This window comes from Dietzia kunjamensis (assembly GCF_045689975.1).
Lineage (GTDB): Bacteria > Actinomycetota > Actinomycetes > Mycobacteriales > Mycobacteriaceae > Dietzia > Dietzia kunjamensis.
The window spans coordinates 1787443-1801976 of the sequence record NZ_CP143297.1 but is presented as its reverse complement, the minus strand read 5'-3'; the positions used below and the strand labels follow the sequence as shown (position 1 = coordinate 1801976).

General features: G+C 71.4%; 13 protein-coding genes. All 13 read left to right on the top strand.

Features of this window, described 5'->3' with window-relative positions; genetic code table 11:
* The first annotated feature begins 21 nt into the window (after positions 1 to 21).
* The 13 genes from rimP to VZF99_RS08290 all read left to right on the top strand — a co-directional run bounded on the left by rimP (position 22) and on the right by VZF99_RS08290 (position 14523).
* Positions 22 to 567, top strand: coding sequence for a ribosome maturation factor RimP (rimP, locus tag VZF99_RS08350; protein ID WP_120283461.1), 546 nt, complete (start codon positions 22 to 24; stop codon positions 565 to 567).
* A complete protein-coding gene (nusA, locus tag VZF99_RS08345) occupies positions 564 to 1550 on the top strand; it encodes a transcription termination factor NusA (protein WP_069389518.1) in 987 nt (328 codons plus the stop codon). Before rimP ends, nusA begins: the two co-directional genes overlap by 4 nt.
* A 140-nt stretch (positions 1551 to 1690) precedes the next feature.
* Positions 1691 to 2089, top strand: a complete 399-nt coding sequence (locus VZF99_RS08340; protein ID WP_082923981.1) for a YlxR family protein — start codon at positions 1691 to 1693, stop codon at positions 2087 to 2089.
* A gap of 69 nt (positions 2090 to 2158) precedes the next feature.
* Positions 2159 to 5005, top strand: coding sequence for a translation initiation factor IF-2 (gene infB / locus VZF99_RS08335; protein ID WP_096905340.1), 2847 nt, complete (start codon positions 2159 to 2161; stop codon positions 5003 to 5005).
* 112 nt (positions 5006 to 5117) lie between these two features.
* The gene (gene rbfA / locus VZF99_RS08330) at positions 5118 to 5579 is read left to right on the top strand and encodes a 30S ribosome-binding factor RbfA (protein WP_067717687.1); all 462 of its coding nucleotides are present in this window, start codon (positions 5118 to 5120) and stop codon (positions 5577 to 5579) included.
* Positions 5576 to 6574, top strand: coding sequence for a DHH family phosphoesterase (locus tag VZF99_RS08325; protein ID WP_407334510.1), 999 nt, complete (start codon positions 5576 to 5578; stop codon positions 6572 to 6574). The genes rbfA and VZF99_RS08325 overlap by 4 nt, the downstream gene beginning before the upstream one ends.
* Positions 6531 to 7952, top strand: a complete 1422-nt coding sequence (locus VZF99_RS08320; protein WP_407334509.1) for an MATE family efflux transporter — start codon at positions 6531 to 6533, stop codon at positions 7950 to 7952. The genes VZF99_RS08325 and VZF99_RS08320 overlap by 44 nt, the downstream gene beginning before the upstream one ends.
* Positions 7949 to 8890 carry a metallophosphoesterase family protein gene (locus VZF99_RS08315; protein WP_407334508.1) on the top strand — a complete coding sequence of 314 codons (942 nt, stop codon included), beginning with the start codon at positions 7949 to 7951 and terminating at the stop codon, positions 8888 to 8890. The genes VZF99_RS08320 and VZF99_RS08315 overlap by 4 nt, the downstream gene beginning before the upstream one ends.
* Positions 8887 to 9606 carry a 4'-phosphopantetheinyl transferase gene (locus VZF99_RS08310; RefSeq protein ID WP_407334507.1) on the top strand — a complete coding sequence of 240 codons (720 nt, stop codon included), beginning with the start codon at positions 8887 to 8889 and terminating at the stop codon, positions 9604 to 9606. Before VZF99_RS08315 ends, VZF99_RS08310 begins: the two co-directional genes overlap by 4 nt.
* Complete coding sequence (truB, locus tag VZF99_RS08305) at positions 9603 to 10514, top strand: tRNA pseudouridine(55) synthase TruB (protein WP_120283449.1); 912 nt, start codon at positions 9603 to 9605, stop codon at positions 10512 to 10514. The genes VZF99_RS08310 and truB overlap by 4 nt, the downstream gene beginning before the upstream one ends.
* Positions 10511 to 11515, top strand: coding sequence for a bifunctional riboflavin kinase/FAD synthetase (locus VZF99_RS08300; RefSeq protein WP_407334506.1), 1005 nt, complete (start codon positions 10511 to 10513; stop codon positions 11513 to 11515). The genes truB and VZF99_RS08300 overlap by 4 nt, the downstream gene beginning before the upstream one ends.
* A 112-nt stretch (positions 11516 to 11627) precedes the next feature.
* Positions 11628 to 11897 (top strand): 30S ribosomal protein S15, encoded by a 270-nt coding sequence (gene rpsO, locus VZF99_RS08295; protein ID WP_067717704.1) that lies wholly within the window; start codon positions 11628 to 11630, stop codon positions 11895 to 11897.
* Positions 11898 to 12261: 364 nt separating this feature from the next.
* Entirely contained in the window at positions 12262 to 14523 is a 2262-nt protein-coding gene (locus VZF99_RS08290; RefSeq protein ID WP_407334505.1) for a polyribonucleotide nucleotidyltransferase, read from the top strand.
* The last annotated feature ends 11 nt before the right edge of the window (positions 14524 to 14534 follow it).

Below are 14534 nucleotides of genomic sequence, written 5' to 3'. Positions count from 1 at the left end.
AGCCCGCACTCCAGGAGCACAGTGATCGTCCCCGAGCCCGACCGGGCCCATATACGCAAGGCGGTCTCTGACCGCAGCCTCGACCTCGAGGACCTCCGGGAGGACACCCGTTCGTCCACGTGGCACGTGACGGTCGTCGTGGACGGGGACTCCGGCGTCTCCCTCGACGATCTCGCCGAACTCTCCGTCGATCTCGACCCCCTCGCCGAGCAGTGGGGGGGATCGGGCCAGCCGGTCACGCTGGAGGTCACCAGCAGGGGCGTCGACGCGCCGCTGGAGCACCCCCGTCACTGGGCCCGTGCCCGCGGACGCCAGGTCGACCTGCTCTACGTCGACGGCGCCGACGGGCCGACCCGGGGGCGGGTCGGAGACCTCGACGATGACTCGGGGACCGTCCGCATCGTGTCCAGGGCGGGCCGGGGGACCAGAGTGGACTCGGTAGCGTTGGATCGGGTGGCCCGCGCCGTGATCCGGGTCGAGTTCCGGCCAGCGCCACAGGAGGAGCTGGACCTGTTGTCCGAGCCGGAGAACCCCGGGCACGGCGTGCGAGAAGGAGAAAACAGTTGAACATCGACATGGCAGCGCTGAACATGCTGTCCCGAGAGCGCGAGATCCCGCTGGACGACCTCGTGCACACTCTCGAAAACGCGCTGCTCACCGCCTACAAGCGGACCGAGGGCTCGCATAGGGTGGCCCGGATCGCGCTGGACCGCAAGGCCGGCACGGTCGCCGTCATGGCCGCCGAGGTGGACGAGGACGGCAACCGCATCGGGGAGTTCGACGCCACCCCCTCCGACTTCGGGCGGGTGGCCGCGGCCACGGCACGGCAGATCATCCTGCAGCGTCTGCGCGAAGCCGAGACCGACCGCATCTACGGTGATCTCGTCGCGCGCGAGGGCGAGGTGGTCAGTGGGGTCATCCAGTCCGACTCCCGCGCCAACGCCCGTGGGATCGTGGTCGTCCACATCGGACCCGAGAACGGGGGCACCGAGGGGACCATCGCCCCGGCCGAGCAGGTACCGGGTGAGACCTACACGCACGGGGAGCGCATCAAGTGCCACGTCGTCGGGGTGCACAAGGGGCCCCACGGCGCCTCCGTCTCGCTCTCCCGCACCCACCCGGACCTGGTCCGGGGACTGTTCGCGCTCGAGGTCCCGGAGATCGACGATGGCTCGGTGCGGATCGCGGCGATCGCGCGTGAGGCGGGCCACCGGACGAAGATCGCGGTGGAATCCACCATCTCGGGACTCAACGCGAAGGGCGCCTGCATCGGACCGAACGGGGCCCGTGTGCGCGCGGTCATGGCGGAGCTCAACGACGAGAAGATCGACATCGTCGACTACGACGACGACCCGACGGTGTTCGTCGGCAACGCCCTGTCCCCGGCGAAGGTGATCTCCGTCACCGTCGCCGATGCCACCACCAGGGCGGCCCGCGTCGTCGTCCCCGACTACCAGCTGTCCCTGGCGATCGGCAAGGAAGGCCAGAACGCACGTCTGGCACACCGCCTGACCCAGTGGCGGATCGACATCCACAGCGACGCGGAGTGACGCGCTGCGCCGCCCGGCGCCACGCGGTCGGGCGCGCCGTTAGTGTCGACACGGCATTGTCTGTAGACTGATCAGTTGTCACAGTGACTTCACGTCCACCCGTCCACTCGGGCCGGGCGGCGAGAGACCGAGGTGGCCGGATGCAGGGACGCAAGGACCAGCGGTTCGGTACCGCCGAGGCCGCGGGTCCGGTCAGGACCTGCGTCGGTTGCCGGGGTCGGGACACCGATTCCCGACTCCTCCGGATCGTTCACGATCCGGAGACGGCCGCTCTCTCGCCCGATCCGCGCCGACGGGCGGTCGGACGAGGAGCCTGGGTGCATCGCGAACCGCAGTGCATCACGACAGCGCTCGACCGCAAGGCCTTCACCAGGGCCCTGCGGATCGCCGGGAACGTGTCCCAGGACGCGCTCACGGAGGTACTCGAGGCACTACGCCTCGGGCACGACATCACCCGCCGACCGCTCGGTTCGGCAGGGGGAGCACAAGAGAAGGAACGGACCAGACACGATGAGCACACCGTGAAGCTCCAGCGATGAACGTCCATCGAATGTAGACCGAGGTCGCGCGGCCAGCCCTGCCGTGGAGACCTCGCAGTGAGGAGAGCAGTGGCAGGCAAGCCCCGGGTACACGAGCTGGCAAAAGAGTTCGGTATCACCAGTAAAGAACTTCTGACGAAACTCCGCGATCAGGGAGAGTTCGTCAAGTCCGCGTCCTCGACGTTGGAGGCCCCGGTCGTCCGGCGCCTGCGTGAGGCACATGCACCGGCAGGCGGCGACTCCGCCCCCGCCCCGTCCAAATCCGCAGGAGGCGCTGCGCCCAAGCCGGGTGCACCCTCGAAGCCGGCACCGGGCCCCCGTCCGGGCGCGGATCCGCGCTCGGCGGCTCCCAAGCCCGCGGCCGGCCCCACCCCGGGCGCCAAGCCCGCGGCCCCCGCGCCGGCTCCCAAGCCGGAAGCCGGTCCGACTCCGGGCGCCAAGCCCGCGGCCCCCACGCCGGCTCCCAAGCCGGAAGCCGGTCCGACTCCGGGCGCCAAGCCCGGTTCCCAGCGTCCGACCCCGGGGGCGACCCCCGGCGCGGCCGCCGCAGCCTCCCGTCCGGCTCCCGGGCCGCGAGCGGCGGGGCCGAAGCCCGGTCCCAAGGCGCCTCGCGTCGGGAACAACCCGTACTCCAGCGGCACCACGCCCGCGCCGCGTCCGCAGGGCGGTCCCCGCCCGGCACCCGGCCAGGGTGGTCCCCGTCCCGGAGGCGCCCGTCCGGGCGCACCCGGTCAGGGTGGGCCCCGTCCCCCGCAGCGGTCGGGGGCACCGGGCCAGGGCGGTCCCCGTCCCAACCCCGGCAACATGCCGGCGCGGCCCAGCCCCGGTCAGATGCCGGGACAGGTCGCACGTCCCGCCGCGGGTCGCGGCCGTCCGGGTGGTCCCGGTGGCCGTCCGGGTGGCGGCGGTTTCCGTCCCGGTGGCGGCGGCGGTGCCCCCGCAGCCGGTGGCGGCGGGTTCCGGGGTCGTCCCGGGGGCGGCAACCGTGGCCGCGGTGGTGCCGCGGGTGCGTTCGGTCGTCCCGGTGGCGCCCCGCGTCGTGGTCGCAAGTCGAAGCGGCAGAAGCGTCAGGAATACGACTCGATGCGGGCCCCGGAGGTCGGCGGCGTCCGGCTTCCCGACGGTCGCGGGCAGGTCCTGCGACTGGCACAGGGTGCTTCGCTGAGCGACTTCGCGGACAAGATCGACGTCAACCCCGCGCAGCTGGTCCAGGCCCTGTTCAACCTGGGTGAGATGGTCACGGCCACGCAGTCGGTCACCCCGGAGACGCTGCAGCTGCTCGGTGAGGAGATGGGCTTCAAGGTCCAGATCGTCAGCCCCGAGGACGAGGATCGCGAGCTGCTCGATTCGTTCGACCTCTCCTTCGGTGAGGACGAGGGTGACGAGAGCGATCTCGAGATCCGTCCCGCGGTCGTCACGGTCATGGGTCACGTCGACCACGGCAAGACCCGCCTGCTCGACAGCATCCGGTCGGCGAAGGTGGGCGAGGGTGAGGCCGGTGGCATCACCCAGCACATCGGCGCCTACCAGGTGACGGTGCCGGTCGACGACGTGGATCGCACGATCACCTTCATCGATACGCCGGGTCACGAGGCGTTCACCGCCATGCGTGCCCGCGGCGCGAAGTCGACGGACATCGCGATCATCGTGGTCGCGGCGGACGACGGCGTGATGCCGCAGACGGTCGAGGCGATCAACCACGCGCAGGCGGCAGAGGTGCCGGTCGTGGTCGCGGTCAACAAGATCGACAAGGAGGGCGCTCAGCCCGACAAGATCCGCGGCCAGATGACCGAGTACGGCCTGGTGCCGGAGGAGTACGGCGGCGACACGATGTTCGTCGACATCTCCGCCAAGCAGGGTCTCAACATCGAGTCGCTGCTCGAGGCGGTCGTCCTGACCGCCGACGCGTCTCTCGACCTGCGGGCGAACCCGGACATGGACGCGCAGGGTGTCGCCATCGAGGCGCACCTGGACCGCGGTCGCGGTCCCGTCGCCACGGTGCTCATCCAGCGCGGCACGCTGCGGGTCGGCGACTCGATCGTCGCCGGCGACGCCTACGGCCGCGTCCGACGCATGGTCGACGAGCACGGCGAGGACGTCACCGAGGCGACCCCGTCGCGTCCGGTCCAGGTCATCGGCCTGACCAGCGTGTGTGGCGCCGGTGACACCCTGATGGTGGTCGAGGAGGATCGGACCGCACGGCAGATCGCCGACCGTCGTAACGCGCGCAAGCGCAATGCGATGGCCGCCCGTAGCCGTCGTCGGATCAGCCTCGAGGACCTGGATTCGCATCTCAAGGAGACGAGCCAGCTCAACCTCATCATCAAGGGCGACAACTCCGGTACGGTCGAGGCCCTCGAGGAGGCCCTCCTGGGGATCGAGATCGACGACGAGGTGCAGCTGCGCGTCATCGACCGCGGTGTCGGTGCCGTCACCGAGACCAACGTCAACCTGGCGGCCGCCTCCGACGCGGTGATCATCGGGTTCAACGTCCGGGCGGAGGGCAAGGCCACCGAGCTGGCCAACCGCGAGGGCGTGGACATCCGGTACTACTCGATCATCTACCAGGCGATCGACGAGATCGAGAGCGCGCTCAAGGGCATGCTCAAGCCGATCTACGAGGAGAAGAAGCTCGGCCAGGCGGAGATCCGCAATATGTTCCGCTCCTCCAAGGTGGGCAACATCGCGGGTTGCATGGTGCTCGACGGCATCATGCGGCGCAACGCCAAGGCCCGGCTCATCCGGGACGGCAAGGTCGTGGCGGAGGAGATGACCATCTCCTCGCTGCGTCGCGAGAAGGACGACGCGACCGAGGTCCGCGAGGGCTTCGAGTGTGGTCTGACGGTGACGTACTCCGACATCAAGATCGGTGACATCATCGAGACCTACGAGCTCGTCGAGAAGCCGCGCGACTGACGTCGCAGGGCACTGTCGTGGGGGCGGGATCCGTTGGAGACGGGCCTGCCCCCGCGGCATGCTCGTCAACCCGTGGTCGCCGTGCGACCGCATCACGCCAAGGAGGATCCCCATGACCGGTAAGGGACGCGCGGGACGGCTCGGTAAGCGGATCGGCGAGATCGTCGCGACGGCCATCGAGCACGAGATCAAGGACCCCCGGCTGGAGTTCATCACGATCACCGATTCGCGGATCACCGCGGATCTGCGGGTGGCGACGCTGTACTACACGGTTCGTGGCGTGACCCTCGACGAGGAGCCGGACCACGAGGCCGCGGAGGCTGCGTTGACCGCCGCGCGGGGCCGCCTGCGCACGATGGTCGGCAAACAGACCGGGGTGAAGTTCACCCCGGAGTTGACCTTCGTGCTGGACTCCGTGCCGGACGCGGCGCGCCAGATGGAAGAACTGCTCGCCAAGGCCCGGGCGCAGGACGAACAGGTCCGGCGCGTGGCCGAGGGGGCCCGTCCGGCGGGCGACGAGGACCCGTACCGCAAGCCGGAGGAGGCGGACCGGCCGGAGGACGACGATCGGTGACCGAACCGGTGGACGCCGCCGGCGCGGCGGACGTGTTGGCCCGTCACCACGAGGTGACCGTGCTGTGCCACGTCCGCCCGGACGCGGATGCGCTCGGTAGCTCCTCCGGTCTCGCGCGGGCGTTGCGTGCGCGGGGCGTGACCGTCCACCACTCGTTCGATCCCGGCGTCGTCCCGGGGGCGATGGGGGCCATCCCGGGCACCGACCGTGTGGTCCCCCTCGCGCAGGTCCCCGCCCATCGGGGTCTCGTCGTGACGTTGGACTGCGCGAGCCCGGACCGGGTGGGCCGGTGGGGCAGGCTCGCCGACGCGGCATCGGAGGTCCTCGTCGTCGACCATCACCGGTCCAATCCCGGATTCGGTTCCCACATGCTGCTCGACCCGGACGCCGCGTCGACGGCGTCGCTCGTCCTGGACGTCCTCGACGCGGGCGGGTTCCCCGTGGACGCCGTGACGGCCACGAGCCTCTACGCAGGGCTCGTCACCGACACCGGATCCTTCCGTTGGGGCGGCGCGGACTCGCACGAGACCGCCCGACGACTGCTGGCCGCGGGCGCGGAGACCACCGAACTCACCCACGCCCTGCTCGACGCGCACTCGTTCGCCTGGCTTCGGGTGCTGGGCGGGCTGTTGAGGACGGTGCGTCTGGAAGCCGACGCGGTGGGCGGGCGCGGATCGGTGTGGCTGGCCGTCCCGCACGAGGTGATCTCGGTAGCGGACGAGGACGACGTGGAATCCCTCGTCTCGCACCTCCGCGGCGTCCGGGAGGCCCGCGTGGCGGTTCTCCTCAAGGAGTACCTGCCCGGCGAGTGGGCCGTCTCCCTCCGCTCGCGACCCGGTGGCCCGGGTGCAGGCGTCGTGGACGCCGCGGACGTCGTGGACGTCTCGGCCATCGCGGCCTCGCTCGGGGGCGGCGGTCATCCGTCGGCCGCCGGCTTCACGATGCGCGGTGATGTGGAGACCATCAGCTCGAGGCTCCGTGAACTCCTCGGCTGACGTGACGCACACCGGGCCCGATCCGGCTGTCGGGCTGGGAGCGATCGGACGTCGACTCTGGTCGATCGCGCTGCCCGTCCTGCCCGTGTTGTCCGCCGAGCCCGTCTATCTCCTGGTCGACGGGATCATCGTCGGTCGCCAGGGACCGGAGGACCTGGCCGCGCTCGGCGTGGGAGCCCTCGTCCTCCTGGTACTGGGCACCCAGATGAACTTCCTGTCCTACGGGACGACCGCGCGATCGGCGCGGTTGCACGGGGCGGGCCGCCGCGGCGAGGCCGTGGCCGAGGGGGTGCAGGCGACGTGGATCGCCGTCGCCGTCGGCGCGCTGGTGGTGGCCGTCGTTCTGGCGTTGCGGGGTCCGATCACCCGGGTGCTCGCCTCGGACGCGGACGTGGCCGCCGGGGCGGCCGAGTGGCTCGGGGTCGCCGTGTGGGGCATCCCGTGCATCCTCGTGGCGTCGGCGGGTCACGGCTGGATGAGGGGCGTCCAGCGCCTGCGCACCCCGCTCGTGCTCGTCGGTGTGGGCATCGGCGTGTCGACCGCCGGGTGCGTGGTGCTGGTCCCCGGTCTGGGGCCGGCCCCGGCGCTGGGGTTGGTCGGGAGTGCCTGGGCGAACCTCGCGGGCCAACTGCTCATGGCCGCCGGTTTCCTCGTGGCGCTCGTCCTCGAGCGCCCGGGGTCGCTTCGGCCACGCCGCGCCGTGATCGTCAGCCAGCTCCGCATGGGCGTGGACCTGATCATCCGTACCGCGTCGTTCCAGATCACCTTCGCCGTCGCCACCACCGCGGCAGCAGCCGCCGGGGTCGACTCGCTCGCGGCGCACCACCTCGCACAGCAATTGTGGGCGCTGTACTCGCTCGTGTTGGACTCGGTCGCGATCGCGGCCCAGTCGCTGGTCGGCGCCGCGCTCGGGGCCGGACTCGCCGCCCACGGCCGGGCTCTGGCTCGAGCGGTGGTGGTGTGGTCACTGGGTCTGGGAGCGGGGCTCGCCCTGCTGACGGCCGTGTTCAGAGCACCCCTGGCAGCGCTCCTGTCCGGGGATCCCGGGGTGGCCGACCGACTGGTCGTCGCCCTGATCGGGATGGCGGTGGTGGTGATCCCGGCAGCGGTGGTGTTCGGTCTCGACGGCGTGCTGCTGGGCGCCGGTGACGCGGCGTACCTGCGCACCAGCACCGTGGTCGCGGCGCTGCTGGGTTTCCTGCCCGTGCTGCTCGTCACCCGCCACCTCGGGTGGGGGCTGCCGGGGATCTGGGTCGGGATGGGGGTGTTCGTCGGTCTCCGACTGATCGCCGTGGTGGCCCGGGTGCGCGGCGACCGGTGGATGGTGCTGGGGGCGCAGACGCCGGGCTCACGGGCCCTGCAGGAGGTGGATGGATGACCGAGGGGGCGACGGGCGTGCAACCGAGCCTGCGCGCGGTGTCCGACCTGCACGTGGGACACCGTGGCAACGCGGACGTCGTGGACGAGATCCACCCCGCGCACCCGGGGGACTGGCTCATCGTGGCAGGTGACGTCGCCGAGAAGGTCGACCACGTCGTGGACGCGCTCCGGCGACTGGCGGCGCGTTTCGAACGGGTGATCTGGGCGCCCGGCAACCACGAGCTGTGGATCGGCCGCGACGATGCGGGGATCACGTCCACCACCAAGTACGACCGGCTGGTGGAGGCGTGCCGGGCCATCGGGGTCGACACCCCGGAGGACGAGTACCCCCTGTGGACCGGACCGGGCGGGCCCGCGTGGGTGGTGCCGATGTTCCTGTTCTACGACTACAGCTGGACGCGGGTCGCGGGGCAGTCGCGGGCGGAGGCCCTGGCCGGTGCACGGGAGCGTCGCGTCGTGGCCTCGGACGAGTTCCTCATCGACCCCGCCCCCTACGGTGACGCGGTCGCCTGGTGTCGGGACCGTCTCGTGGGCACGACGACGCGGCTGGCCCGCCTCGATCCCGCGCACCCGACGGTGCTCGTCAACCACTGGCCGCTGCTGCGGGACCCCACCCGGGTCCTGCGGCACCCGGACTTCGCGCTGTGGTGCGGGACCGATCAGACCGCCGACTGGCACCGCCGGTACCGCGCCATCGCGTGCGTCTACGGGCACCTGCACATCCCGCGGACCACGGTCCACGACGGCGTGCGCTTCGAGGAGGTCTCACTGGGATACCCGAGGGAGTGGAACGGGCGTGGGCGGCCCGACCCGCTCACCCGTCAGATCCTCCCGGCGCCGGACGGTCCGCAGGTGCGGTGGGTCCGCGGCGACGGTGGGATGCCGAGGATCGCCCGGCCCGCCGACACCGGTCCCTACCTGGAGGACGAGCGGTGATCGACGACCTGTTCCCGCCCGACGTGGTGGGGGTGACCGACGCCGAGCTGGGCCTGGACGACGCGGCGCTGTTGGCGTCGCTGTACCCGGTGGAGGTCGAGCAGATCGGGGCCGCCGTCGAGCGGCGACGGATCGACTTCGCGGGCGCGCGTGCGTGTGCCCGGGAGGCCATGTCGAGGCTCGGCGTCCCCGCCGGCCCCGTCCTGCGCGGGGGTCGGGGCATGCCGGTGTGGCCACAGGGCCTGGTGGGCACGCTCACGCACACCGAGGGGCTGCGGGCCGCCGCGCTGGCGCCGACCGCCCGCGTCCGGTCGCTCGGTCTGGACGTGGAACGCCACGCACCGCTGGCCGCGGGCGTGCTCGAGGCCGTCTCCCTGCCGGAGGAGGCGGCGTGGGTGCGTGCGGCACGCGCCGAGGTCGCGGACGTCGCCTGGGATGCGCTGCTGTTCACGGCGAAGGAGGCGACGTACAAGGCGTGGTTCCCGCTCACCCACCGGTGGTTGGGGTTCGGTGACGCACACATCACCCTGGTCCCGGACGGCGACGACGACGAGGTGGTCACCGGCACGTTGCGATCGCGGATCCTCGTCGACGGCCATGCCGTGGACGGGGGGCCCGATCTGGTCGAGTTCCGGGGCCGCTGGGCCGTCCGGGACGGGTACGTGGCCTCGGCGATCGTGCTGCGGCCCGCCGGGGTCGCTAGCGTGGGCCCGTGACGCCGCGCAGACCCGACCCCCGCCCCGCTCCCGACCCCGGCCTGGTGGTCGTCGACAAGCCGGGGGGAATGAGCAGCCACGACGTCGTCGGACGGCTCCGACGCTACTTCGGTACCCGCAAGGTCGGCCACGCCGGAACGCTCGACCCGATGGCCACCGGGGTGCTCGTGGTGGGCATCGAACGCGCCACCAAGATGCTCGGACTGCTGGCACTGGAGACCAAGTCCTACGAGGCCACCATCCGTCTCGGCCAGACCACGACCACCGACGACGCCGAGGGGGAGACCACCTCGACCACCGACGCCTCCGCCGTGACCGACGAGGCGATCGACGCGGCCGTCGCGGCGCTGACCGGGGAGATCGACCAGGTCCCATCCGCGGTGAGCGCGATCAAGGTGGACGGGAGGCGGGCCTACGACCGCGTGCGGGCGGGGGAGGAGGTCGAGCTCCGGCCACGGCGGGTCACCGTCTCCCGGTTCGACGTGCTCGAGCGGACCCGCTCCGGCGCGGTGGTCGACCTCGTCGTCGTCGTCGACTGTTCCACCGGAACCTACATCCGCGCGCTCGCCCGGGACCTCGGCTCCGCACTCGGGGTCGGCGGTCACCTCACGGCGCTGCGCCGCACCCACGTCGGGCCGTTCGGTCTCGACGTGGCACGGACCCTCGACCAGCTGGAGACCGATCCGACGCTGTCGCTGGACCTCGACGCCGCCGCACTGACCGCGTTCCCCCGACGCGACATCGACGCCGACGAGGCGGAGGGACTGCGCCACGGCCGATGGCTCGAGGCCCGCGGTGACGCCGGGGTCGTCGCCGCCGTCGGGCCGGACGGCCGGGTCGCGGCGCTGGTCTCGGAATCGGGGCGGCGTGCCGCTCCGGTCGTGGTCATGCGCCCGGCGGGCCTGTGAAGGCCGCGCGTAAGGTGGTCGCCGTGCAATTGTGGCGGACGTTCGACGAGATCGTGATCCCCGACGGCGGGACCTCCGTCGCCCTCGGCGTGTTCGACGGGCTCCACCGGGGTCATCGGAGCCTGGTGGACCGCGCCGTCGGCCACGGCCGGGACCTGGGCGCGAGTCCCGTCCTCGTGACGTTCGACCCCCACCCCGTCGAGGTCGTCAGGCCGGGGACCCACCCGTCGGTCCTCACCCCCCTCGAGCGGCGTGCCGAGCTCGCGGGCGGGTTCGGGATCGACGCCGTGTTCGCGTTGCCGTTCGACCGCGAGATGGCGTCGTGGGAGCCCGACGAGTTCGTGGACCGGGTCCTCGTCCGCGGCCTGCGGGCCCGCGCGGTCACCGTGGGGCGCAACTTCACGTTCGGTCGACGCGCGGCCGGTACCCCGGAGACCCTGCGCGAGCTGTGCGCCGACCGCGGCATCGTCTGCGAGATCGTCGACCTGCTCGAGGCCGGGGGAGAGACCGTCTCCTCCAGCCGTATCCGCCGGTTGCTGTCCGAGGCCGACGTGGCCGGCGCCGCCGAGGTCCTCGGCCGACCGCACCGGGTCTCGGGCGTCGTGGTCCACGGTGCCGGGCGCGGGGGGCGGGACCTGGGTTACCCCACCGCCAACCTCGACCTTCCCGAGTACACCGCCGTGCCCGTCGACGGCGTGTACGCCGGGTGGTTCACCGTGCTCGACGACGGCCCCATCGACGGCACGATCCTCCCGGGACGGCGCTACCCGTCCGCGATCTCCGTCGGCACCAACCCGACGTTCGGGGACTCCGCCCGCAGCGTCGAGGCGTTCGTCCTGGACGAGTCGGCCGACCTGTACGGACGCCTGGCGGCGGTCGACTTCGTCGACCACGTCCGCGACATGGTCAAGTTCGCCTCCGTCGACGAGCTGCTCGTGGCCATGGACCGCGACGTCACCACGACCCGGACCGTGCTCGGTGCGGACGCCGACCGACCGTGACCTCGGATTGGGCCGACACGTCCGCGGACTGGTAACGTCTCCCGTCGGCCCTCCTGTGGTCCGCGGCGGCGGGGCCCAACATTCACGCGGACTGGAACAACCAGGAGTCACCATGGCGCTGAGCACCGAAGACAAGAAGGCCGTCCTGGCCGAGTACGGCCTCCACGAGACCGACACCGGCTCGCCCGAGGCCCAGATCGCCATGCTCACCAAGCGGATCTCCCAGCTCACCGAGCACCTCAAGACCCACCAGCACGACCACCACTCGCGGCGCGGCCTGCTCCTCATGGTCGGCCGTCGGCGTCGTCTGCTCAAGTACATCGCCAAGACCGACATCGCGCGCTACCGCTCGCTGATCGAGCGTCTCGGCCTGCGTCGCTGACCCACGACGACCACCGCGTCACCGACCCCGCCCGGTTCATCCGGGCGGGGTCGACGCATTTCTGCGAGCCGGGCCGCCGGGTGTCGGGGGCGTCACCCGCGCGCGCCCGGTGACCCGGACGGTTTTCCCTGATAGCCTCGGTGGAGCCGGTGCACACGTGCCGGGGTGGTCGACAGGTCCGATTGACGGTCCTCGGTAGTGGCCGCCGGAGCCCGACGCCCGGGAGCATCAGCATCCGTGGCACGCGTTCCGGCCGCTTCGATCGAAGACCGAGGTCGAACCGGGACCCCCTGACGTGACGCCCGGTGGCCCCGGCGGGACGATTCCGCCGTGCGGCCCATGCACCCGACACGACAGGAAACACATGCCACAGATCACGGCCGTCGAGGTCGAAGACGGGGTCTTCGAGACCGTCGCGACCATCGACAACGGCGACTTCGGCCGCCGCGAGCTCCGCTTCGAGACCGGCCGGCTGGCCAAGCAGGCCGCCGGCTCTGTCGTCGCCTACCTCGACGACGACACGATGCTGCTTTCCGCCACCACGGCGGGCAAGCACCCCAAGGAGCACTTCGACTTCTTCCCCCTGACGGTGGACGTCGAGGAGCGGATGTACGCCGCGGGACGGATCCCCGGATCGTTCTTCCGCCGTGAGGGACGTCCCAGCACGGACGCCATCCTCACCTGCCGGCTCATCGACCGGCCGCTCCGCCCCACCTTCGCGGACGGAGTCCGTAACGAGGTCCAGGTCGTCGTGACCGTCATGAGCCTCGACCCCAAGGACCTGTACGACGTGGTGGCCATCAACGCCGCCTCCGCCTCCACCCAGCTGTCCGGACTGCCGTTCTCGGGCCCGGTCGGCGGCGTGCGCGTCGCGCTCATCCCGACGGCCGCCGACCCGGCCGGCCAGTGGGTGGCGTTCCCCACCGCCGAGCAGCTCGCCGACGCCGTCTTCGACATGGTCGTCGCCGGCCGCGTCGTCGGCTCCGGTGACACCGCCGACGTCGCGATCATGATGGTCGAGGCCGAGGCCACCGACGACGTGATCGAGAAGGTCGCCGGGGGCGCGCAGGCCCCCACCGAGGACGTCGTGGCCCGGGGGCTCGAGGCAGCCAAGCCGTTCATCGCCGAGCTGTGCGCCGCACAGCAGGCGCTGGCCGACGCCGCGCCCGGCACGCCGCGTGAGTTCCCGCTGTTCCCGCCGTACGCCGATGACGTCTACGCCGCCGTCGCCGAGATCGCCGAGACCAAGCTCGCCGAGATCATGCAGATCGCCGACAAGCAGGATCGCGACGTCGCGACCGACGAGCTCAAGGCGACCGTCCTTGAGCAGCTCACCGAGCAGTTCTCGGACCGCCTCGGCCAGGTGGGGGCCGCGTTCAAGTCGCTGACCAAGAAGGTCGTGCGTCAGCGCATCCTCACCGACCACTTCCGGATCGACGGCCGTGGCACGCGGGACATCCGTGCGCTGTCCGCCGAGGTCGAGGTCATCCCGCGCGCCCACGGGTCGGCGCTGTTCGAGCGCGGTGAGACCCAGATCCTCGGCGTGACCACACTCGACATGGTCAAGATGGCCCAGCAGATCGACTCGCTCGGGCCCGAGACCAGCAAGCGCTACATGCACCACTACAACTTCCCGCCGTACTCCACCGGTGAGACCGGTCGCGTGGGTTCGCCCAAGCGTCGCGAGATCGGCCACGGCGCGCTCGCCGAGCGTGCGCTCATGCCGGTCCTGCCGAGCGTCGAGGAGTTCCCGTACGCGATCCGCCAGGTCTCCGAGGCGCTCAGCTCCAACGGCTCCACCTCCATGGGCTCCGTCTGTGCCTCCACCCTGTCGCTGCTCAACGCCGGTGTGCCCCTCAAGGCCCCCGTCGCGGGTATCGCGATGGGCCTGGTCTCCGACGAGATCGACGGCGAGACCCGCTACGTCGCCCTCACTGACATCCTCGGTGCCGAGGACGCGTTCGGCGACATGGACTTCAAGGTCGCCGGCACGGGCATGTTCGTCACCGCGCTGCAGCTGGACACCAAGCTCGACGGCATCCCGTCCGAGGTCCTGGCCGGGGCGCTCACGCAGGCCCGCGAGGCCCGGCTCACCATCCTCGACGTGATGGCCGAGGCGATCGACGAGCCCGACGAGCTCAGCCCGTTCGCGCCCCGCATCATCGCGATCAAGGTCCCGGTCGACAAGATCGGCGAGGTCATCGGGCCCAAGGGCAAGATGATCAACTCGATCACCGAGGAGACCGGCGCGTCCGTCTCGATCGAGGACGACGGCACCGTGTACATCGGGGCCACCGACGGCGAGTCCGCGCAGGCCGCGATCGACAAGATCAACGCCATCGCCAACCCGCAGCTGCCCAAGGTCGGAGAGCGCTTCCTCGGCACGGTCGTCAAGACGGCCCCGTTCGGTGCCTTCCTCTCGCTGCTGCCGGGCCGCGACGGTCTGATCCACATCTCCAAGCTGGGCCAGGGCAAGCGCGTCGGCAAGGTCGAGGACGTGGTCAACGTCGGCGACAAGATGCAGGTCGAGATCGCCGACATCGACAACCGCGGCAAGATCAGCCTGGTCCCGGTCGGTGACGACTCGGACAGTGGAGCCGACGCGGACTCCGGCACCGACGACTGAGACCCCGCCGG